Genomic DNA, 21526 nt, shown 5'->3' with positions numbered 1-21526 from the left:
AATGGGATGGAACGAACCTGATCGGGCGCGTTATCTCGAGGTTGAATTGTTCCTCGCGGCCGAACGGAGCCTCACAATGAGCATATTTGGAAAGATCATGGGTGCCATCTTCGGCAGCCACGCCGAAGCTGCGACACCGACATCAAAACCCGAGACAGGCGGCGGGTCTGCTGCGACCCCGGCCACCTCTACCTCAAATGGAACGGCCGCCGGCAGCACTGTTGACGTTGCAGCCATTCTCGACAAGGCTGTAGCGAAGAAAAACGAACAGCTGGCCTGGCGAACTTCGATCGTTGATCTCATGAAGGCTCTCGACGTCGACTCCAGCCTAGAATCTCGCAAGGAGCTGGCGAAGGATCTGGGCTTTCCCGGCGACATGAATGACTCCGGGACAATGAACATTTGGCTGCATAAGCAAATGATGGCACAGCTGGCAGCTAACGGCGGCAAATTACCGCCTGATCTCACCCGCGCAGCTTAGCGGGAGGTTCGCTTCGATTCATGCCAGCAGGAGTTCGACAAGTGGCGATTGGTACTGTGAAGTGGGGCCACATATCCCTATCTCAAACGCTCAATTCTATCGGCATACGACGCGGGGGTTAATCCGGGGGGTTATATTTTAATCAATATTCTTTAATGTTTTCAATCTGATATGGCGGAGAGAGTGGGATTCGAACCGTCATCCTCGTAAGCGCCTGAAAAGTAATGACTTCTTCGACCGCGACATTGGCTTTGTGTACCAATGCGATGTAAACGGCCTTCCGAAACCTTGTCAACAATTGCGGAATCAGGCCGAGGGTTGACGACGGAAACGCGCGCCTACGCTTGTTCACCGTCCGGCCCCGTAGGGCGGGACGTCGAGCGGAGGGGCCTTGCGCGCGTTTCCGACGTCACCGCGCGACGGGGCCCCCGGTTCTATGCGGGAGGACGGTGGACGCGCAGCGTCCAGGCGCGGGACCCGTGGCCCGCGTCGTGCCGTCCGAAGCATCGAACTGGGGTGAGTGCGGGGAACCCCGGCCGAAACTTATTCTCACAGGGAACATTATTCCGGACGCCTAGGAATCAAATCTCGTCGGCGACTACCGGAGAGAATGTTTCCTGCCGTTCCGGGAGGCCGACGTCCGATAACTGACAAATCCGCTACGCCGCAACCGCCCGCAGCCATTCCGCGGAATGAAGATTTCGGTAATTTAGCACCGTTTTCTAAGATTGTGGCAAGCCTCTGCCGTTTCCCGGAACGTCATTTCGCTGTTTTGATACCGTTTTTCGAGTTTCCAATGAAGGTGTTCCAAAAATAGACAGGTTTAAACGCGCATTGGATGGGGTCGGCGGGGCGGCTGGGATGATTGCCCACGGGAGAAAGACCCCCGTCGTTCAACGCGGCAGGAGGCTGCGGGGGCCGTCTCCGCGTGCTGCGGGCCATCCGTCGAGCGGTCCCGGCGTATCCGGAATGACGGCAGCCGTCGCGCCCGTGACTGCTGCCATGAGGTGTTGCCCCGCAGCAGTCCAGTCGCGGAGGCAACGCTTGGAGTGCTCCCGGACGGCGGCGGCAAGGGACGGCCAGTCGTCTCCGGAGACAGTCAGGAAAAACATCCGCAAGGCGAGGTCGTCGGCAACTGCGGTCTGGTGGCCCATGACGTCGCACCACGGCTGTCCGGCTTTCCGGATACGGCGCCAATGCTCATGGCGCCGGGCCGCCGTCTCGTCTGTGCGAATCCAGGCCGCGAGGTCTGGCGCGTAGTAAGCCCACTCATGGCGCGGCGTCCGGCCGCTGGCACGGTCGATCACGTAGCGCCGGAGGATGTGCGGAGCGACCGTCATCGAATGTCGAATCCATTAGCATCGCGGTCGGGATGGCGCGGCCGAGGTGGCGAGAAACGCTCTCCACGGCGCTCGAATTCGGCAGGCTCGTCATTGCCGAGGCTGCGGAATCGATCCAGCTCCGGGATGATGTACGCCACGCCCTGCGCCGACAGATGTTTCCGTTGGTCGTCGTCAAGGTGCGAAATCACGAAAGCCTGGAGCGGCTTCGGAAGGCGGTTCAAAGCTTCAAGATCGCCACCCGCAGCGGTCTTGACGTCGGCGGCGACGGCAGACCGTGCCGACGTAATCGTTCGCGTGGTCGTCGCGACGGCTTCGTGTTCGCGTTTTCAAGCAGCTTGTGCGGAAGCGGACGGTTCGCAATTCTGAATCTCGACGCCTGCGCGCTGCGCGGCGATCCATAGACGGTCCTGCTCATGCTGGGTCCAGTCGCCGTCGAGATAGACTTTGCCGTCCCATGCATCACGCGCTTTAACGACCGTGGCCGCGATCGCTTCATCAGTCAAGGCGGGTCCGCCGGTGCCGCGTGTGGCGCCTGCGATCATGCGGCGACATCCACCGCTCGAAGGCGGTCAACGATGCGAACAAGGTCGGCTTGCGTGGCGCGGATATCCTGGAGAACGGATTCGGCAGCGGCATGTCCCGGAGCGCGCCCGATCTCGCGAAGAGCCTTCGCGATCTGAACCGTTGCACCGGTGAGCTTGCCGACTTCACCGACAAGGCGGGCCACGGCGGCGACGGACGTACCGCAGGAAGTCCTGCACGATCCGGAAGGGCTTTGATGATCGCGGTGCGGGCGAAACCTGAAACCGACGTCTCGGCCGATGCGGCCGCAGCGGTGAGTGCTGCGGATGTCGCGGGATCGAGACGGACGGACAGGATTGAAGGCATGGCACCAACTCAGTGAAACGATGTCACTGAGGATGAGTCCACCGGCGGCTTTGAACAAGCCATGCTATCTTACGATGTGCGCGAGCCGGACAAGCCATGGTGTGTGACGTCGGCTTGAATAACGCACAACCCATGTTGTCATACGGCGGCAACGCAAACGGCTGCGGGAAGCCGTTTGGTGGGGGTTAAGGGGGAGGTTTCCTCCCGCCTCACCAGCTTGGGGTCAGGAGCGAAGCGTATGACACCATGGCTGGCTTTCTCAGATTCCGCTCACTCAAAACGACTGCACAAGCCATGTTGGCGAATTCGTCGAGCAATGACACGACAAGCGGTCACGAAGGGGCTGAAAACCGCAACGTCGTGTCAACAATGAGGGACTGAGGACGTCGAATCAGGCGTATCCTGACCGACAGGATTCTGACGATGGAGGCACGACATGGACTTGGGATTGACCCTATTTGTTGAGTTGGAACGGCTGCGGGACGCGGCGGATTTCTATAGGGCCGCATTCGGCGCCGAGCAGGTGGCCACGCATAACGAGGATGGCCGTCTCTCGGCCGTGGAGATGCGCCTTGGCGGCTCGACATTTAACGTGTGTGGGGCAAACCCGAAGCGAGAACAGGAACCGCAGCGCGGCGGTCCCTTCTTTCCGAAGGCCGCCGGCGCGGTGAATGCAATCGTGAACCTAACCGTTCCGGATTTGGATGCAGCAGTTCGTTCTGCGATTGCCGCCGGTGCAACGGTCCGAAATGGAATCGAGACTGACACCGCCGGTCGGCGGGTGGCGGCCCTTTTCGATCCGGATGGCCATATCTGGGGGCTCGTCGAACGGCAGACAGTAACGACGGCGATTGCCGCTTGAAGCGACAAGAAAAGGCCCCGAAAAAACTCGGGGCCTTGTTCATTGGGTGTCGCGGCGCTTATCCTCGCTATTTTCCGGACGTCTTATGCGGCTGCGTTGCAGGCGCTCAATATGCCGCCCGTTGAGTCCAAGGGAACGAAGCTCACCAGCCGCCCAAAGCTTTCCGGGAGCGGCGGGCCGAGGTCGATTTTGGCGTACTACGCGGCTCTCTGGCAGACTTCGCGAAGTGAATACGTTCGTTTTCCATGCCTGCAGTCATAGACTCACCCCAGCAACAAGGACAGGACACCACTAACCTACCGGTCATGATCGAGTACATCGCCACGAATTACCGGCTGACATGCAGGTCATACTGGCCGTGGAAGCGCCGACGACGTTCCGTTTCGATAAAGTGATCGAACTCGATGAGGCCTATCATCTCCTGAAAGCAGACCAGTACAGCCAGATCTATGAGTTTATGCGGCCATTCACGGACGCCATGTACAATAGTTTGCTTGGTAGTGATGACCCGAGCGATGAGGAGCCAGCTTCGTAAGCGGTATATCCCTGAGGAGACAGCTGCTATGGGAGAAGTATAGTCGAGCGTACTATGCTGCCCCTCGAAAGCCACACGATTGGCCTACCCGACGGCAGCAGCACGTCTGAGCGGGGATCGCCGGCGATCGACAAAACCTCCGCCTCGACGTCGCACGATAGGCTGCGCGCGATAGGCGGTGGCCAAGTTCCTTGGCCCGTGATGTTTCATGCGCGGCATAGCTGCAGACCGCCCGGCCGATGCCCGAAATACGGCCGCCAAATGCGTCCCTTCGCTAGGGTCACCGGCTCGCCGCAGCCTGGGCAGGCATAGGCTGGCCCCTTGGCTGCCTGCGCCGCTTCGATCCGAGTGTTGAAGATGGCACGGTCTGAGGGCAGTAAGCTCTTGGCGATTCACAGCTGTGAAGGCAAGGCTAAGCCAAGTGCGCTGTGGGTGTGGTGCTTGAGCGGCGGTAACTTGGTTCCATCGCGCTCTTGCGCTTTATAAGAGGTCCGCTGGATCGGGTCCTCGAATAGGTAAGGCTAAAGGCGGTAACGAGGTAAGCGATGTCGCCGAAGATGCGCCGCTTGAGGAGTTCGCCGCGCTGGAAGCGTGGTGAGTCGTTCGATCATCTCGATGACATCTCGTGCCGCGCGCCGCCGGGCTGGGGATGACCTGGTTAACCCGGAGTGAAGCTCGCGAGAACAATGCAGCATGTGCCTCGGATCGCGGTTGCGTTGATACCGGGTCGGGACCGTAGTTCTCAACCGTAGTATGGTCAAATAATTTGCATCGTGGTGAGGTGGGGCGGCGAGGTTCAGGATGAAGAACCTACCAGATCGATTGCAGGCGATGGGGGTATATCCGGGGGTCATATCTGAAAAATCCAAAATATCGTTATTTTTAAATGCGATATGGCGGAGAGGGAGTCCTTCGGATTGAAGTCCCGCCTAATCCGAGATAGTCCGATCTCTCAATTTATTTCAATAACTTAGGCAAACTGATCGTCCGAGTGCATACTGTCAAATCCCGTTCCATCCCAAATATTTTGTGGTATGGATTGTGGTATGAAGGCCGGCAAACATCCTCAAAAGGCTCTGTCGTCTGTAAAGGTCAATTCCCTTTCGACCCCCGGCCGATACGCCGACGGCAATGGGCTCTATCTTATCGTAGATCCAACTGGGGCCAAGCGTTGGGTTCTCCGAACCATAGTCCACGGACGCCGACGTGACATCGGCCTCGGTGGCCTCCGACTGGTGTCCTTGGCCGTCGCGCGAGAAAAGGCAGCTGAGTATCGGAGATTTGCCCGCGAAGGCGGCAACCCCTTAGAGCTTCGTCGCAAGGCTGAGGCAATAATTCCGACCTTTGCCGATGCGGCCAAAGCAACGCTCGAACACCACAAGGATGCTTGGAAGAACGCAAAGCACGCCGATCAGTGGATCAATACGCTGACGACCTACGTCTTTCCCGTCTTTGGAGAGACCCGCGTTGATCGGGTTGAGACCGCCGACATTATGAAAGCACTCACACCGATCTGGCTGACAAAGGCAGAAACCGCTCGTCGAGTTCGGCAGCGGATATCGACGGTGATGGACTGGGCGAAGGCTGCCGGATTTCGGTCGGGAGATAATCCCGTCGATGGCGTGGCGAGGGGTCTACCGCGACAGAATGGCAAGAAAGCCCACTTCGACGCCGTCCCGTATGCCAAGGTGCCCGACTTCGTGCGATCCTTGCAGACCGTGGCGACCAGCGAAATTGCTCGGCTCGCCTTCGAATTTCTAATCCTCACAGCTGCGCGGACCAGTGAAGTCATCGGTGCCAAGTGGTCTGAGTTCGACTTGGATCAAGCGATATGGACGATTCCAGCCGAACGGATGAAGGCTAGCCGGGAGCATCGCGTACCACTTTCACCGCGCGCTCTTACGATCGTAAAATCGGCTCAGGCGATCTCAACCAGCGAGGTTTTGGTCTTCCCGGGCCGATCTGCGCATAAGCCAATGTCGAATATGGTCTTCTTAATGATCCTACGCAGAATGAAAGTGGGCTTCACGGCGCATGGCTTTCGATCGGCGTTCCGCGATTGGGCGTCTGAGACCACGAATTATCCGCGAGACGTTTGTGAATTGGCTTTGGCTCACGCGATCAGGGATAAAACGGAAGCCGCCTACCGGCGCGGTGACCTTCTCGAAAAGCGCTGCAAGCTTATGGAAGCATGGTCACGATTTGCTGCCGAATGAGCGTTTTATTCCTTAGGGGTGATTATGCCACCAACACTGCAGCCACACAAATTTCTCAGCGAGGAAGAGTTCGAATTCGAGCTCAAACACCTTTTTGGAATACTGCGAACCAGACTTACTGATGCTGAGTGGGACAATATAAAGTCAATTTCTGGCTTCGAAGATGCGGCCCGCATTAAGATTGATTCCGCGTTGCGCGATTACTGGGAAGACCTCATTCACCAAACAGTCGACCCCGACACCAAGAAAGACATCGCAAAAGCACGTGCGCTTATCCCAAAACTCATAATTGCATTGTTCGAGCTCTCCGAGAATCCGGACTTATTCAAGGGAAGAGCCTTATATTTCGACCAGTCTGTTGCTGAACAACGCAAGCAGCTAATATTTGCAGCCCACACTCTCGACAAGGCCGACGACTTATTGGGCATGGCCGAAGAGCGCATTGAACGGGGCCGTGGTCGCAAGGGTTACGGCCCACTCCGGGAGCTTGTCTCCAAGTTGGATGAACTCCTCTTCGAGCAACACAATACCAGCCTGAAACGGTCGACAAACCGAATGTCGGATCGATCGAAGTGTACCGGACTTGAATATGTGATCGAGATTGCCAGGATTGCCTATCCGACTGTAGCTGATGCAACTGTTGACACGGCTCTTAAAGAACACATTACAAACAAAGGTAATAATTTCTAGGGACGATCTGCCAATGGTGATTCTGGTGCCCGTTCTGGTCGAAGGGGATCAAGAGATCAAAGCGCAGCTTAGGTATTGCGCCTGATATGTTAAAACCGTTCCTCCATGCGCTCCCGACCTAGCTGATCGCGTGGGATTTATTGAGGTCTTTGCCGGACCAATATCTCCCACAACGCCGTGTTGAACCACGCCGTTCTGTGTGTAGTTCTCATATCCGTTCTCGACCAATCCCGGTCACCAAGAGAGAGCGGAATGTCATCCTCACAAAAAGAAACCCGGCCCCTCTCACAGGGCCGCCCTGGTCTTCGTCGTCTCAACACCATTCTCGCGCCGAATGGTCCCATTCCGGTCTCTCGCTCAACTTGGTGGGCTGGCGTTAAGTCGGGCCGATTTCCCGCGCCGGTTAAGCTCGGTCCGCGCACGACCGCGTGGCGCGCTGAAGATATTGCCAAGCTTATTGAAAGCGGAATCGACGATCCATGCATGAAGCGGGGGTCGAAATGACCCGTGCCAACCGCAACGATAGTTCTTGTGCGATGGCGGCGCCGTGTTCCTCTGGCTCCGCACAGTGTGCTGTGGAACTTTTTTCGAATTCCGAAAACCAGTCTGCGGAGCAAATCGCACGATTGGTTATTTCAGGATTTGGCGCGGGGACCAAGCATGTGATCTATGCGTGCATCGCAATTAACAAGGCAGTTCTTCGCTTCAGAAATAATCGAGATACCGTTGATATATTCATCGCGGAATTGGTTAAGGGGTTCATTCTCCCGGCAAGCCAAGCGCATCTCGGGCTATCGATACCGAAGCTTTCTATGTTGGGCTCAATCGGAGATCATGGAGACGTCCTCCTTCGTGACGGAATTCGCGAATACCTGGTGCCTTACCCTTCCACTCTGTACGAGGTCGTTCTTCTCTATAAGCGGTTGTTTAGAAACGTTGATGCTCTAGCAAAGTGCATTGCCCTAATTCATGAACGTGATGGTGAATTGACCGCGGATGCTATCGCGCGTGAGGCAAAGCCAAAGAAGCACAATACGCCTCAACCGACTTTTTCCTCTACCATTACGGGTCAGCCCGAAGGCCAACCGTTCGGTGTCTGTGGGAATGATTTCGATTTGCTCGTCGCAACGCCAAGTCTCTCGGACATACGACGATTAAGCGACGTATATGCAAATTCAGCCGCGCTCGCGGAATGCCTTCAAATACATGAGAGAATTGCGGCCAAGGCAATCGCTTTTGTCGCTGTCTCTGTCAAAGATTTTCCGACAATAGCGCATGTCTTGCTTCCATTATGCGGCTTCGGCCGAGTTTCTCGAATTGTACTTGCCTCAACGCCAACGCATCCGGACGTAAGCGATGTCGATGCTATAATCCTCGCGGAGCGCGGACATGACAATCCTGTGCTTTTACCGGGTGATCTGTGGCAGCAGAGAGCTGCGCCGGTCGATATCCTGACTCTTGCGGCACGAATAGCGCCGAATGCTTCGAACAAGTTACACATCTTCGCTGTTGAGAGCTCGCCGGGCTGGCATTCGCTTGTCGGGGAGCAGACATGGGCTGAAAGGCCCAGCTTGCGATGACTTCCCTGCGTAATCTCCTGGTCGCTCAGATTAAAGCCAAAAGCCAAGATGAAAGCGTCGCCTTACTCTTGGGCGGCCTCGATAGCCTAACCACCGGCCTCGCTCTCGCGCGCTCCGGCAAGACAATCCACGCGTATACGTATGAGATCAAGGGATATCCGTCTCAAGAACGCGCCAAGGTTGAACAACTGGCGCGCCACTATGGTTGGAAACTCACGATCATTACCATCGACCCGTCCGACTTGGGTTCCGATTTCATCCGGCTAGCAGTTGAGTTTGGCTGCAAGAAAAAGGTGCAGTTTGAATGCACCTATGTCCTCCTTCACGTGCTCAAATGCGTTCGCGAACGGGAGGTCTGGACAGGGTTCAATGCAGACGACTACTTCGGCAACACGAGAAAAGTTATTCTGCAGCAAGCAGCGCTTCGGAGGGAGACCTCGACCGCCGAACGAAAGAAGCGGTTCGACGCGACCGTGGACGCGAGCGTTGCAAAACTATACGATTCAAGATCGGGCGATACGTGGTGGTATGCACTTCGTGTAGCTGCCAAGTATGGGAAACGGCTGCTCGATCCTTATCTCGACCCCTCAATCCGAGATTACTTTCGTCGATTTACTCATGAAGAGCTATGCCCGCCTAAGAAGCCGGTCGTGCGCGAGGCATTCGCAGAAGAGCTTGCCGGTTTGCCGGAATTCGCTGTTCCGGTGGGTGTCCGCCTGCAAAAAGGCGGCGGCGTTCATCTGGCCTTTCGGTCACTGTTGTCAAATCCGAAGATCAATCGTTTTGACAGGAAGTATTCAACCGTTGCAGCTCTATGCCACAGGTGGGGTAAAGAGGTTGGCAGGGAGCAAGATAAGCTTCGATCCGAGCTCGAGACAATAGCGCCCTTACTCCAAGCGACTGTTCGGACGTCGACGGTCGGCGGATTTACACGCTACCTTTTGAGTGACGTCGAGAAAGCATCGCGTACGAGGCGATTCACGGCAATTGTTACATTCGCTGGAGGCGGCGGCTCCTCACTTGGATATCAGCTAGCTGGCGCCAAAGTACTTATCACGAGCGAATTCGTGCCAGAGGCGCGACGAACCTACTCTTCAAACTTCCCACATTGCCCAATCGATGCACGCGATATCCGGGATCTCGTCCGAAGCTCTGAGAGCATAAAAATCTTTCTTATTGAGGCGGGTTTGGAAGCGGGCGAACTCGATCTTCTCGACGGCTCACCGCCGTGCAGCGAATTCAGCGTCGCCGGAAACGGGATATCTAGCCCACACGTGCTCCGATCCTATTCGGACGTAAAACAAAGAAATATTGCTTCGCTGCCGTTCGAGTTTGTAAAGCTGGCAACGACGGTCCTACCAAAGACACTCGTTATGGAGAACGTACCGGCCTTTGCTACCAGAGGCCAAGAGGTGTTCGTACGAGTGTTGGATGCACTTCGATACATTGGTCCGGATAGGTCGTCGCGCCGATATTTCTTGAACTGGTCTGTGCTCACCGCGAGTGATTTTGGGGTTGCTCAACGGCGACGCAGATTATTCATCATCGGTGTCCGAGCAGACATCGGAAAAGCGCTTGGTATCGATAGCGACGAGGCGGTGCTCCGTCTCTTCCCGGCCCCGACCCATAACGCATTGAGCATTCGTTCCGCACTGGCCGATCTTCTTCAATCGCCAGCCGATATCTGGCCTTGGATAGCGTCTGCATCAACGACCTCGCTAGGACGGTCCATTCAGTTATTGCCAAGAAATCCTAAGAGATTAACCAGATTGTGCGAAGTGATTCCCGGCTACACAAAGCAGTTCACACTGACGCGATGTGCGTGGGATTTACCTGCGCCCACGCTGGTGGTGACAGGACAGAAGCCTGATGGGCTGACAGGGGCCGTTCATCCCGTAGAGGACCGTAAATTCACGCTCCCAGAGTTAAAGCGTTTGTTCGGTCTTCCGGATGACTTCATCCTAACAGGAACCCTAGCGCAGGCCACCGAGCGCATTTGTCGAATGGTTCCCCCTTTACTCACCAAAGCCATCGCCGAGAGCATCTACAATCACGTACTGCGGCCATACGCGGAGAAAGTAAAATGAGTCCGCGAGACTTTTCATTTGCCGCGCATGCCAAAAGTTTCGATAGACACATCGGCTTGTCCATTCCCGGCTACGGAGAACTTACTCCCCAGTGCGCCGGCTATGCGCGCCGGTTCGTGCAAAGCAGTACAACCGTGGTTGATGTCGGCTGCTCAACCGGTGACTTGCTTGCTGCTATCAGAAGAAACGTCGGGAATTCTCGACGCGGCGTCAATTACGTGGGCGTCGACAACGAACCGAAATTTAAAAGCCATTGGCGGAAACTTGAGACCAAGGACCTTCAGTTCAAGGCTTGTGACGCACGGTCATTCGAGTTCGGGAATATATCTTTAGCGTGTCTCGCTTTTACGCTCCAGTTCATTCCGCCTTCTGCGAAGGTATCACTGTTACAACGGTTGTACAGCGGCCTAATCGAGGGTGGCGCGCTTATCATCGCAGAAAAACTGCTTGCTAGCACATCGCGGCTGCAGGACGCGCTCACGTTTCCCTACTATGACTTCAAACTAAAGCAGGACTTCAGAGCCGATGAGATCCTAGCAAAGGAGCGGAGCTTGCGCGGCCAGATGACGCTGCTCACCGACTTGGAACTAAGAACCATCTTACAGACGGTTGGATTCCGAGAAATTGAGTTCATCTGGGGACGATTCCCATTCCTTGCCCTGTTGGCATTGAAGTGAACGATTCTGCAACTGAGAGAAAACTATGAAAGCCATACATATTATTTGTCACAGCGAAGGACTCGGCTATCGTGGACTGCACGCAATTAACCGAAAGGAAGGGCTCTATCTTTCGGAATGTTGGACCATTCGCGACGGCGACCCAAGATCGCTTATTGGTGGCCGGCTTTGTTTTCATGAATCCAGTTACAAAGCTGCAGGATTCGCCGCGGAGATAATTTCCATCGAGCCATGGCCAATGCGCAACGGGCGAACTGGGATAGCGTTCACGGTTAGAAAGATAGCTAGCGCCGGCCAATATTGGCGTGGTCGCACGCCTAGCCCATCGCGCCCGCACGGCGGAATAGTCGATGTAATATTGCCCGGTGAAAGCGCGCCTTTATGTTTGGCTCCGTGAGTGCCGAAGTCCACCGACTCAAGAAGAACTCGGTATACCCTCGAAAGGAACCGAGGAAATCCATGATCATCCGATCAAATAACCACCCTCGCGGGACGAAATCGATATCGCCTTCCAAGATTGGACAGACGTATTCGGAATTGCGACTCAGGATAGCGCCATGAGCTAATCTAAGATGGGTCTTATGGCCATAAATATGGGATGATCAGCGAACATCTCCAAAGGCTAAAGGAAACATCAGTCGAGCGTTTTCGGGCGCTCCGATCAATCATGCGACCGGACCTTGGCTCCCACAAGAAGACGCGGCTCACTCAAGCCGGATGCTGTGATTCCGGATCGATCCTTCATGACAAGGTATCCAAATCGCACGCAGCGGTCCTGACCGATGACTTCCGCAGAGCCTTTGATCAGGGCAAGAACCAGTCAGACCTTCGGCTCGTGACGATCCTGCACTCGGTCGTGCCGGTCGATGAGAAACGAGCTATCGATGCGGTGACCGAGATGGAGAAGGAGCTACACCGCCTGCTTGCATCCGATGGGCTGCGGTTCCTCGGTGCAGTTGAAGTCGAAGTCGTTAGCTTAGACCTGATGCGGAGGATCAAGGCCTCAAAAGACAATCAATCGAGAAAGCTGACTGTGCTTGAACGATTGATCGATTCTGGCCAGGGTATTCTTGATAAGTGTCTACTCATCCATATCCATGGAGTGATGGATCACGGTAACTCAGCATTAGGGGACGACGAGATCCGGGATCGACTTCAGCAATCGCCGTTCTGGTCTCGTTCGGGCTATCAGGTCGAGGTGAAGTCGTTCTTCGCTAAAAACTCAACTACAAAGAACCTAGCGAACATCGCCGCATACATCACCAAGGGCGGAAACGAAACTCTCCGATACAATCCGGGTTTCGGGCGCGATCCTGTTGACCAGCTTGAAGCGAGCATTTGGCGTAAGGGCCTTGGTCGAAAAGAATACGGTGCGGATACAGTCACGGACGAGCGAGCGCTCTCGTTCGCTGAGATCGCAACTCTGGATCAGATCTGGCAAACGCTGATGGGCCGCGCGCCGGATGGTCGTGGATACCTCGTCTCGATCGAAGAGGTTTCTGTAGTATCCAGTCGACAATACGACAAGACCAGATAACTACAAACAATCAACAAACCAGATAAATCGATCAACAAACCATTTTGATCGAACGGATACTGCTTCCATCAATGTCCGCTGCAGATCCCAGGGTCCGCCAGATATGGAGCCGTGAAAATGAAAGCCGCCGCTGATACAAGGCCACAAAGACCGCTAGGCTAGACTTCCAGCGAAAGTATTGACATAAGCGGCCTCCGAATCGATCCATTCGATCATCCGCTGAGAAAATCTTTCTGGTTCAACTATAAACTCATGTAGCGGCTTGAATGAAATGACCGCGGACCAGTTGCTCAGCTCAGCATACGTCCAGGGCTTCTGAAGAATGTCCTGCGATGCTCTTAATGAAGCGACGCTTCTTTTGTCCTCCGCGCCTATGCAGATGAACACTGAGTCGTGAATAGGAGTTTCGGCGTTCTTAAACGTACCCGCTGGATCGAGCGCGATTCCGTAAGCGAAGAACAATCCAAACAGGCTGGGATGGATAAGATATTTCCATCCCCATATCAGGCTATCTTTTGTCGCAAACTCAAGGCTCATCTCCTTGGCCGCTTCGCCCGAGGTAAAAACACCCTTTAAGGACTTTAGATGAGAATAAATCGTAAGGAAGGTATGGTCCATTCGCTCGCCAGCGCGCAGATATATGATTGCAGCAGCAAATTCGTCTCGTCCCGCAAATTCACCGGCCATACCCTTCTCCGCTAAAAAGATGTTTAATTCTGCACAAAGCGTTCGTATCTCAGACGATACGTGAGATCTCTTACTGAGACCTCGTAAAGCGTTCGCCACCCCGCTCCATTTCGCTACGTGCGGAGATGCTCCACCGTTCCTCTCTATATAAAAGTCGGTGTTAGGCTGGGTCAGGTGCGTTAGCAAACATACGATCGCGGGTGACCACTCCCGCTTTTTTGACTGTATCCACGATCCGTACCGAGTTAACTGATCATCGTCGTGAGATCTTTCTGAGATTGGTGCGCCGACCTTATTCTCAATCGCTATCGTTGGGTGCTCATCCACAGTTACGACTAAGTCGATGCGACCGGATTTTATTGGATACTGTGTTTCCATCCGAATACGTTTCGACCTCGCAACGAGACTTTGCCAGTGTGGCAGCAGCGCTGGAGGTACGAAGAGTTCTCCTACCATTTCGCTAAGCTGCTCTATGGACATGCGATTGAAGAGGTCCGCGATAGCTTCGCTCAGGAAATCCTCAAGCGGCGAGCGTCTTTCACGGCCTCTATACTTAAACAGTCTCCCGTAGACAGAACTCATTCGGCCGCCTCTTAATCTTGGGAGCATGGCGCAGAAGCATTGGGTCGTGTGCCCCTACTGGCCCCACCAACGTTAAAATACCGGCAGGCTCTTCGGACATCCCCAATCTGGTTACCTAATCGACAAGCGAGCACCAGTCCGCGGCTGAATCTTCAATACCCGCCCGTCACCAGCGGCCCATATCAGATTATCTCGGCTACTGTTTTCCCTGTCGTGATAGAATACGTGACTGACAGCCTTCTCAGTTCCAGCATCCGTCACGATGTAAATGATATAATCCTGTCGATGCTCAATCGACTGCATCTGCTCAAATTCGTTAGGCGTCAATTCGACTACAACAGCGCTTCCGGTGAGTCCCTTTACCTCAACCTTCAAAATTTCTCCGTTTGGGGCAGTGACGTTGAGGTCCCAACCAACACCGTCTTTCTCGACGGACTCTACGGTTCGATTGCCGCCAGCCTTTGATTGGTAGAAGCTGGTTGCGTGCCGAACTGCCGCCAGCTCTATTTTCTTTCGTAACTCTGGGTCGGTTTGGCGTGCGGATCCACGCGTTCCCTTTGGCTTGGGATTTGAGATTACTCGACCTTCATTGAGGTATAGCCGAACAGAATTTCTGAAGGCGTCTGTTCCCCCATACCAAATAGGGCTCTGACCAAGGTTGCCCACCTTCTTATCGGTGGGGATGATAAACTGGCGCTGTTCGACTTCTAGAAGCCTAGAATCTGAGGCCGTGGCTTCAATTTGATAGTGAACGGTGACGCCACTCTTCCGCTCTAGCTCAATATGATTGCGCTCGCTGTATACGCGTGCATTGTCAAACCAACCGACAATATAGGTCGCCCCGTTTCGCGGATTTCGAGCGATCCAGACTACCGTTATGCCGTCTGCGTAATGATCGCTCGCCAATTTTCCGAAGTTCTTCAAATTGAAGCGTGCTGATCCAGGGACATATCCATAAACTTTGCCACGCAGTGGCGCAAAATTCCACGATTCATGACCGAAGCTGTTTCCCTTCAGATAGCCATGGCCTCCGATCGTAGGATCCGTAGTTGATATGCCGGCATACTTCACCATCCAACCAATGTTCACAAACACAATTGAATCCGGCATCCGGCTCTCCCAGGAGCTAATCCCAACTTACGCTCATGCTATATAGAAGAAAAAAATACGGATGCATCAGAGCGTTAGCGTCACCAAAAAAATCCCTGAAGACAATCCATGAATGGATCGCACGCCAGGCGGTCCTGGATACCTCGTCTCGATCGGAGAGGGTTCTGTAGTATCCAGTTACGACACTACGACTAGACTGGATAACTACAATCAATCAACAAACCAGATAAATCGATCTACAAACAACTCTAATCCATCCGTTACTCTTTCCAACAATGTCCCCTATAAGTCTCAAGATCCGCCAAAAGCCTACGAAAGCTCGCATATCCCAAATGGGCAAGAAGGCATGATCTCGAAAGAACAGCGTATCGAGGCGATGAAGGGCGTACTTGCCTCGCTATTTGCATCTCAGCGAACGCTTAAGTCCCTTGCCCCACAGTTCAAGTGGGCTGGGCTGGGAAATCTTCTTCGTGACTACGGGGAATTCATCGCGGTTGAGGCTTCCGGACTGACGCCGGTACCACCTGGAGCAAACGGTTACGACGCGAAGACACCTGATGGGAAGACCGTGCAGGTCAAGGCGAACTTATCGGCTACTCAGATCGGATTTCGCGGGGAGGCTGACCTCTGCTCTATTGAACTCAACGGAGATTGTGGGAGATCTACTACGGGGGCTTTCAGCCGGTGATGCACGTATCTCGAAAAGTATCCTATTTCACATTTTATAGCCCGGGGTTCTGGACCGTCCATTGTCCTCAGCCCTGGAGCCAACTTACCCTTTTCTTAGATTTTCCGGGCGTACGGCCAGTTGTCTTAACTTCATTAGCCGCGTAGGAGCGACTGAATGTTGCGATGCCGCTCGAATGGTGATCCTTAGCGCTATAGTCAACCACTTCATTGCCTAGGTGGGGGCATCATTTCAAGCTCGCGCTTGGTTCCTTCCTCAATAGGGGCACTGCAAATGGCTCGATTGTAGAGCCCACTGGTCCGACAGACATTGGGAGTAGAACCGTGGAGGTCTCCCGTTTGACAGGCTCTGCACATGCGAAATATCGCCGCCTCAAGTTGGAGAGAATAGTCCAGCGCTGATGCCGCGGGTTCGAACGGTTGAAATAGCTGGCCCCCTTTGATGTTTTGGAACCAAGTGTCGACGTGAGCTTTGACTTTCTTCGTATCGGTCACGTCGTTCATATCAAATCGGTTATCGAGAATGCCAATGGAGGCACGAGGTGTTCGAGCCGCAGCGTGGCAAGACAGACAGGAGGAACGAATATTGTCCGCTGGTCCGTTGGCTCGACCCAAAAAACCCATAGTGGGACGCTTGTCCCAACCGTAAGTCACAAGGCGGAGATCTTGATTTATCCAGCCTTGCTTCACGGAAGAGTCGTACACCTCTGGATCATTGCCCCACTGAAGTGACACTGGAACCAAATTGTCGAACAACCGGTCACCCTTCGGGGGGCCTATCCACACGAACGTACCAAACACCCATCCCGTTTCGCTCGATCCCCTAACCTTTACGGAAATATCCACTTGCAAAAGTCGTACGGGGCGACTGGAGCGCTCTTTCGCGGGATGCGCACTAACTCCGGACCCTAGCGGGTCAATATAAGCATCGTACTCTGGCGCACCCTGTAGATAAGTAACCTCGTCGGGGGACGCGTCGGTGAACAAGAATTTGATAGAAGCCGTACCTACTGGAAATTTTATAGCGACGGGCAGAGATGGATTGCACGGTTCATCAAAGACATCTCCGAGCACAGCAGCGCCCGCTCGATTATAAAAGCCCACGGCCCAAACTTGATAACCATCTCTGCTTGTTTTCGAGAGATCACCTGGATCGGGTCCGCGCTCTTTTGTAAGACCCATCAGCGGCTCACGCCCTGAACTTCCGTAGTCAAGCCATTCGGAAATCCACCATGGTTCTTGTCCGGTGCCGACCAGTTTTCGATTTGAAATGCGGAATGACGTCCTCGCGTCTTTTAAAACAGCGTTCATGTAATCTATGGGCTGGGTGTGAAAATCAAAAAACTCCCAGGTCTGCTTAACACGCGCGTCTGGATACTTAATCGGATAGTCGGTTCGCCACTGCGCGGCAGGCACGCCGTTTGCCATTGTTGTGCTTGCAGAAAATTGTTGACAGGAATTGGCGAAAGCGCTTGAGCAAGCAACAATCGCTGCAATCAAGGCAAGCGTTAAGGATCTCATCACGCCTCCTCCGATTCCTACGTGGCCGATTTCCGGCACACATCAAGGTGTTCGGTTGCCGACGAAAAAGGCCGACGTATTGATTGGCGTTGCTGGACATCATGAGACTATGTCCCACCCAACGCCAATCATCACCCTATTAGGTGTTACTGAACTAGCAAATTAAGTTTACGAACCTCCTAGGCATTACTCATCGCACCATGTACCTAAGCAATCACCTGTATCGTCATCGAAGGTGCAACATTCGCAACCTGCGGGAAACGCTTCCCCAGCTTTGATCCTGTGATACACTTTTCCGTCTTTTATCGTTCCTTCTACAACGTCAGTGTCACCTGAGAAATTAAGTCCGGCGGTAAAGATAGCTCTACTGACAAGAGCGTACTTCTTCCCATCTTCCGTCAAATTGCTTCGCAATTTTTCGAGAGATTGAAAAAGAAGTTGGTCCACCTTGGGCCCATCAAATTGTGCTTCGGGCAATGCCCCCTCTGCAAGGTAACAGATTGGCGTTGATCCAAGCCATTTATATGCTCTGAGATCGGTTCGTGCGCCGAGTGACTTTCGATCTACAAACTCGGTCACAAGTACCCCATCTCTTGCAACAGTAATGCCGGCTGATGTTTCAAAATCGATTCCAAGGAGGTCGGTTTCGTGATCTATGCAAGAAACCAAATATTTTCCGCTCACACACGACGCAATCACCGCATCACGCACCCCCTGGAAAAAGCCTTTTGCATACGCTGGCCCGCACTGATGCTCAGACATTTCGTGTTCCTCCCAAACTGGGTTTTATATCAGCTTGAGTGAAGCACACTCCTGAGCTGCAATCTACCTTCAATTCAACTGTTGCATTCTTCGCGATGCTGTCGGTAAATACGCCTTGTGGTTCAAGCGATAGCCCTCGCGCAGCCGCAGGACATAGAGACGCCGATAACCGTAGCGGATCCGGTTGGCTGCCAGGTCCTTCAGCCGAATGCGCAACTCAGTTTGCCGAGGAGGGGCCGGGACCGGATGAAGAAACCGGGCTTACCTCATCCTCAGAACATCCCAGAACGTCCGAGTACTGAGGAATAGGGAATTCCATCTCCGGGATTTCAGGATGGCTTCGTGTGTCATGAACCGAACGAGATAAATATCGCCCGTCATATGCTGAGGCGTGCACTTTGAGTCTGGAATCGGTCATCAGACGCACTGCATTCCGAACCATCACGGCGCAATGTATGTCCTTGGTCGTCGATGGCCGTCCATAGCAGATTCCCGCAGTTGTGCCTCTCCGCAGAAATCCAAGTACGAAAGCCGACTTTCGGAAAAAGTATCGAAGCTCAGGGTTCGTTCAGGATTGACACGATGTATCAGGCTGGAAATCGTGGTCAACTCAGCGACGTCCTCGGCGTTGAGCCAGCCGACTACTTCAGCTTCCATCCCAAGCAGGGCAGCAAGCGCTAGATTCCTGTGTCGGCGGGAATCCGCGATGCACGTGATTCCCCGATCCGCATGATTCCTAAGCTTACCATCTAAAGGCAGGATCGTGAAAGCCCAAGGCTTCCCTCGTCTCCAGGACTCCCCGGAACGTCCGATGGCTGAGGGATAAGGGAAACCCCTAGCTCAGGATCTGGACGTTCCAGAAGCCCAGAAAATGGGAGGGTCGGCCCTCCCGGTTTTTCGAATGGGCTTATTTTTTCCCGATGGCTGGTCGTGATTTGCTCGCGTTCGCGAAGAGGTCGTCCATCTCACCCGCGCGGACGGCTTCGATCAGGGTGTTGATCACCGTCGGCAGCTTGTCCTTCGACGGGACGGCGATCCCGGCCTTGCCCTTCTCGAACTCAATCGGCTTGGCTCCGAACTTGACCGACATGATGATCTGGCCGGTAGAATCCATCTTCCACCAAGGCCGAATCCTCTGCCGGTGAACGACGGGCTGCTTCTGGCCATCCACCTCAGCCATCCTTTGTATGGTCCGGACGTAGCCAGGATCTTGGAGCAGAAGCTTCTGCTCCTCCAGCTTTTCGATGAATTTTGCCCTCCGGATATGGACCGGATCATTCGCGGACTTGGGCATGGCAGTGAAGGACAGGGACTTCAGGACTGGCATTGGGTTTCTCCGTGTTTGGATCAAACCCAGCCCGTTTTAACATCGCGCCCGTGCTTGTAACTGGCCTGTTTGAAAATCGCAGTGTCGACAAAACACGGTGGAGAACCTGAAGGAGAACCGCTGAGGACCATCAATGCCGAATAGTCAACACGCCGCCTCACGTTGAGTAGCCTCGACGTTCCCGACTATTGAAGGTTCCCCGAGCGAATTGGCCGCTTGAAGAGTGAGGCCTCGGCGACCAATGCTTTCAAGACCTGATTAAGTTTGGAAAGGTCGTAGTGCCCTGACGCTAAAGTCTGGAGATCCTGCTTCATGAAATGGCGATCATACGATTCCTTGTGCTCCAGGGCGCCATGCCACAACCCCATTTCACGCTTGTAGTTGCTCCAAACCACCTGCGCCGGTGGAAAGCCTGGCAGATTGAGATCGAGGTAGCACTCAATCGCGGCGGCTCGCCCGTTGATGTCGCAATTGGTGTGCCCCTCTGGACCAAGTGCTGCAAAGCTTCGAAGCTCCTCGACGTCCGGCAACACCATCACGCGCAGGTTGACCGGCATCTTCAATTCATTGAGCTTGCGATATGCTTCGATCCCTTCCGCATCGTTGTCGAGAAGGAAAAGCACTTGATTCTGGATGTCGATCCGCAGCAGCCCTTCGGCGAACCGTACAAGGTTGCCTGTCCCCCAAAAAAGATGCCGCTCTTCACCATCAATAAAGCGAAAGAAGTCCGCCACATCGGGGCGGATAAAGTCGATTGCGCGACGCAAGATGCGAGCATCTGAAGCGCCTTCCGTCGCGACCAAAATCGATTGGTCTCGTCGCGCCCCAGCAGAAATTGCTTCGCGATCGACCCAGCCTGCGTCCACTATATTGCCAAACTGCCACATCACTTCAGCGTCGGCGTTCCGCGGGTCCAGAGCAAAGATTAGCAGCATCGACTCCGCGCTGAGGATGCACACCTTCGACGACAGGTAGCTCGCTTCTGACCAATAGGAATCGCCTCTTTCAGTCCAAGGAATGCGAGAAAATCGCTCTGCGTGCTCCGCAAAGCGACCAGGAGAAACGAGATCCCGGTCAACAGTGTCGTATTCGACATACGTGTCCGCAAGACACGCTAACGGAAAGAGATTCGCAAGCGCGCAAAACTCGTCGAACGTCAGGTACTCACCTCGCTGTCCTTTGGACACCACCTCTGTGATTTCGCAAGCGTCAGCGACAACAGCCTCGTATTCTGACCGGGCGCTCTCCAGTGTGTGGCCGAGGAGTTCCAATCTTGGGGTGATCCGTGACAATGGACGGACGAAGGCGAGTTCGCTCGCTGCCAGACTCTCTTCTTCATCGGGATGATCGCCGTAGTAGTCGTAGTTTATCCCGTCGCATAGCCGGCGCGCCAAGTCCGCCTCCTGAAAGAGATAACCGTAGTCGTTCCCCATGTTATTCTTGGCATAATCGAGCGTGACGCTACTCACCTTAAGTTCGATAGAGGTACCCATAATTCTGATATTTTCCCCTCAAAGATCTCGGACACCAACAGCAGCGTGTATCCGAGCAATCTACCTCCCCGATGGCATCGCGGATGTGGAAGGCCCAGTGCCGAACTTCCCGCCAACCAGAACCGCCTCGACCTCCTGTCGCATCCCGCCTGGCGCGACTTGCAAACCGATTAATTGCAGATCGCACACATCGTCCTTGGCGTCGATCGGGATCGGTCAATAATCGAGTATCTCGTTGCTTCGGGTAAGATCGAGACCTCCGGGATAACGTTTCACGAGGAGGTGCACTTCCGCTTCTAACGTCACAGTCGACTTGAGGTAGAAGGCGCCGATCGTCAAGATTGTCCAATGGTTCCCAATGGACCGAAGCCATGTGATATCCAAGCCTCGTATCGCCATCTCGATAAGATCGGGGTCAAAACGCGGGATTCAGGTAGTGACCGTGGCACTCTCAGCCTGTC

23 protein-coding genes and 2 pseudogenes are annotated in these 21526 nt (G+C 54.3%); 12 read left to right on the top strand and 13 right to left on the bottom strand.

The window, feature by feature from the left end; all coding sequences use genetic code 11:
- Positions 1-76: 76 nt before the first annotated feature.
- Complete coding sequence (locus AC1RT6_RS08170; RefSeq protein WP_079445615.1) at positions 77-481, top strand: DUF3597 domain-containing protein; 405 nt, start codon at positions 77-79, stop codon at positions 479-481.
- 893 nt (positions 482-1374) lie between these two features.
- Here the strand turns inward: AC1RT6_RS08170 and AC1RT6_RS08165 are convergent.
- The 3 genes from AC1RT6_RS08165 to AC1RT6_RS08155 all read right to left on the bottom strand — a co-directional run bounded on the left by AC1RT6_RS08165 (position 1375) and on the right by AC1RT6_RS08155 (position 2366).
- Positions 1375-1821, bottom strand: a complete 447-nt coding sequence (locus AC1RT6_RS08165; RefSeq protein WP_079445549.1) for a hypothetical protein — start codon at positions 1819-1821, stop codon at positions 1375-1377.
- A complete protein-coding gene (locus tag AC1RT6_RS08160; protein ID WP_493029424.1) occupies positions 1818-2045 on the bottom strand; it encodes a hypothetical protein in 228 nt (75 codons plus the stop codon). The genes AC1RT6_RS08165 and AC1RT6_RS08160 overlap by 4 nt, the downstream gene beginning before the upstream one ends.
- Before the next feature lie 105 nt (positions 2046-2150).
- Positions 2151-2366, bottom strand: a complete 216-nt coding sequence (locus tag AC1RT6_RS08155) for a hypothetical protein (protein ID WP_139372816.1) — start codon at positions 2364-2366, stop codon at positions 2151-2153.
- Here AC1RT6_RS08155 and AC1RT6_RS08150 point away from each other — a divergent pair.
- The 3 genes from AC1RT6_RS08150 (at position 2348) to AC1RT6_RS08140 (ending at position 4109) form a co-directional block, all read left to right on the top strand.
- Complete coding sequence (locus AC1RT6_RS08150; protein WP_079445551.1) at positions 2348-2728, top strand: hypothetical protein; 381 nt, start codon at positions 2348-2350, stop codon at positions 2726-2728. The two genes, AC1RT6_RS08155 and AC1RT6_RS08150, sit on opposite strands and share 19 nt — an antisense overlap.
- 432 nt (positions 2729-3160) lie before the next feature.
- The gene (locus AC1RT6_RS08145) at positions 3161-3574 is read left to right on the top strand and encodes a VOC family protein (protein ID WP_472791225.1); all 414 of its coding nucleotides are present in this window, start codon (positions 3161-3163) and stop codon (positions 3572-3574) included.
- Between the two features lie 340 nt (positions 3575-3914).
- Positions 3915-4109, top strand: coding sequence for a hypothetical protein (locus AC1RT6_RS08140; protein WP_079445553.1), 195 nt, complete (start codon positions 3915-3917; stop codon positions 4107-4109).
- Between the two features lie 206 nt (positions 4110-4315).
- On the opposite strand, the gene AC1RT6_RS08135 is transcribed toward AC1RT6_RS08140, so the two are convergent.
- Positions 4316-4453, bottom strand: coding sequence for a competence protein CoiA family protein (locus tag AC1RT6_RS08135; RefSeq protein ID WP_493029478.1), 138 nt, complete (start codon positions 4451-4453; stop codon positions 4316-4318).
- A gap of 702 nt (positions 4454-5155) precedes the next feature.
- On the opposite strand from AC1RT6_RS08135, the gene AC1RT6_RS08130 reads away from it, so the two are divergent.
- The 7 genes from AC1RT6_RS08130 (at position 5156) to AC1RT6_RS08100 (ending at position 12896) form a co-directional block, all read left to right on the top strand.
- The gene (locus tag AC1RT6_RS08130; protein WP_472791226.1) at positions 5156-6325 is read left to right on the top strand and encodes a tyrosine-type recombinase/integrase; all 1170 of its coding nucleotides are present in this window, start codon (positions 5156-5158) and stop codon (positions 6323-6325) included.
- A gap of 24 nt (positions 6326-6349) precedes the next feature.
- Positions 6350-7015: a hypothetical protein gene (locus tag AC1RT6_RS08125; protein WP_472791227.1), complete on the top strand. Its 666-nt coding sequence runs from the start codon at positions 6350-6352 to the stop codon at positions 7013-7015.
- Positions 7016-7267: 252 nt separating this feature from the next.
- Positions 7268-7519 (top strand): helix-turn-helix transcriptional regulator, encoded by a 252-nt coding sequence (locus tag AC1RT6_RS08120; RefSeq protein WP_472791228.1) that lies wholly within the window; start codon positions 7268-7270, stop codon positions 7517-7519.
- The gene (locus AC1RT6_RS08115) at positions 7516-8595 is read left to right on the top strand and encodes a hypothetical protein (protein ID WP_472791229.1); all 1080 of its coding nucleotides are present in this window, start codon (positions 7516-7518) and stop codon (positions 8593-8595) included. The genes AC1RT6_RS08120 and AC1RT6_RS08115 overlap by 4 nt, the downstream gene beginning before the upstream one ends.
- Positions 8592-10682: a DNA cytosine methyltransferase gene (locus AC1RT6_RS08110; RefSeq protein WP_472791230.1), complete on the top strand. Its 2091-nt coding sequence runs from the start codon at positions 8592-8594 to the stop codon at positions 10680-10682. Before AC1RT6_RS08115 ends, AC1RT6_RS08110 begins: the two co-directional genes overlap by 4 nt.
- Positions 10679-11359: a methyltransferase domain-containing protein gene (locus AC1RT6_RS08105; RefSeq protein WP_472791231.1), complete on the top strand. Its 681-nt coding sequence runs from the start codon at positions 10679-10681 to the stop codon at positions 11357-11359. The genes AC1RT6_RS08110 and AC1RT6_RS08105 overlap by 4 nt, the downstream gene beginning before the upstream one ends.
- Positions 11360-12194: 835 nt before the next feature.
- Entirely contained in the window at positions 12195-12896 is a 702-nt protein-coding gene (locus AC1RT6_RS08100) for a hypothetical protein (protein WP_472791232.1), read from the top strand.
- 153 nt (positions 12897-13049) lie between these two features.
- Here AC1RT6_RS08100 and AC1RT6_RS08095 read toward each other — a convergent pair whose 3' ends face one another.
- The 3 genes and pseudogenes from AC1RT6_RS08095 to AC1RT6_RS08085 form a co-directional block, all read right to left on the bottom strand.
- The gene (locus AC1RT6_RS08095; RefSeq protein WP_472791572.1) at positions 13050-13583 is read right to left on the bottom strand and encodes a hypothetical protein; all 534 of its coding nucleotides are present in this window, start codon (positions 13581-13583) and stop codon (positions 13050-13052) included.
- A gap of 150 nt (positions 13584-13733) precedes the next feature.
- Positions 13734-14039: pseudogene (locus AC1RT6_RS08090) on the bottom strand (PD-(D/E)XK nuclease family protein); the annotation flags it as partial.
- A gap of 237 nt (positions 14040-14276) precedes the next feature.
- On the bottom strand, positions 14277-15275 hold the full coding sequence (locus AC1RT6_RS08085; RefSeq protein WP_472791233.1) for a protein NO VEIN domain-containing protein: 999 nt from the start codon (positions 15273-15275) through the stop codon (positions 14277-14279).
- A gap of 346 nt (positions 15276-15621) precedes the next feature.
- Here AC1RT6_RS08085 and AC1RT6_RS08080 point away from each other — a divergent pair, with 346 nt between their 5' ends.
- Positions 15622-15963 carry a DUF6998 domain-containing protein gene (locus AC1RT6_RS08080; protein ID WP_472791234.1) on the top strand — a complete coding sequence of 114 codons (342 nt, stop codon included), beginning with the start codon at positions 15622-15624 and terminating at the stop codon, positions 15961-15963.
- Between the two features lie 206 nt (positions 15964-16169).
- Here AC1RT6_RS08080 and AC1RT6_RS08075 read toward each other — a convergent pair whose 3' ends face one another.
- From AC1RT6_RS08075 to AC1RT6_RS08050, 6 genes and pseudogenes are all read right to left on the bottom strand, one after another.
- Positions 16170-17483: a hypothetical protein gene (locus AC1RT6_RS08075; RefSeq protein WP_472791235.1), complete on the bottom strand. Its 1314-nt coding sequence runs from the start codon at positions 17481-17483 to the stop codon at positions 16170-16172.
- A 186-nt stretch (positions 17484-17669) separates the two neighbouring features.
- The gene (locus AC1RT6_RS08070; protein WP_472791236.1) at positions 17670-18245 is read right to left on the bottom strand and encodes a hypothetical protein; all 576 of its coding nucleotides are present in this window, start codon (positions 18243-18245) and stop codon (positions 17670-17672) included.
- A gap of 86 nt (positions 18246-18331) precedes the next feature.
- A pseudogene (locus AC1RT6_RS08065) lies at positions 18332-18470 on the bottom strand (IS3 family transposase); the annotation flags it as partial.
- A gap of 682 nt (positions 18471-19152) precedes the next feature.
- Positions 19153-19572 carry a DUF6641 family protein gene (locus AC1RT6_RS08060; protein ID WP_472791237.1) on the bottom strand — a complete coding sequence of 140 codons (420 nt, stop codon included), beginning with the start codon at positions 19570-19572 and terminating at the stop codon, positions 19153-19155.
- 185 nt (positions 19573-19757) lie between these two features.
- Positions 19758-21065, bottom strand: a complete 1308-nt coding sequence (locus tag AC1RT6_RS08055; protein WP_493029416.1) for a HEPN/Toprim-associated domain-containing protein — start codon at positions 21063-21065, stop codon at positions 19758-19760.
- A gap of 216 nt (positions 21066-21281) precedes the next feature.
- Positions 21282-21404, bottom strand: a complete 123-nt coding sequence (locus AC1RT6_RS08050) for a hypothetical protein (RefSeq protein WP_493029415.1) — start codon at positions 21402-21404, stop codon at positions 21282-21284.
- Positions 21405-21526: the final 122 nt, after the last annotated feature.

The organism is Nitrobacter sp. MLSD-S21 (genome assembly GCF_058809865.1).
Note: the sequence above shows the minus strand (reverse complement) of the source record. Positions and strands in the feature narration are given on the sequence as shown.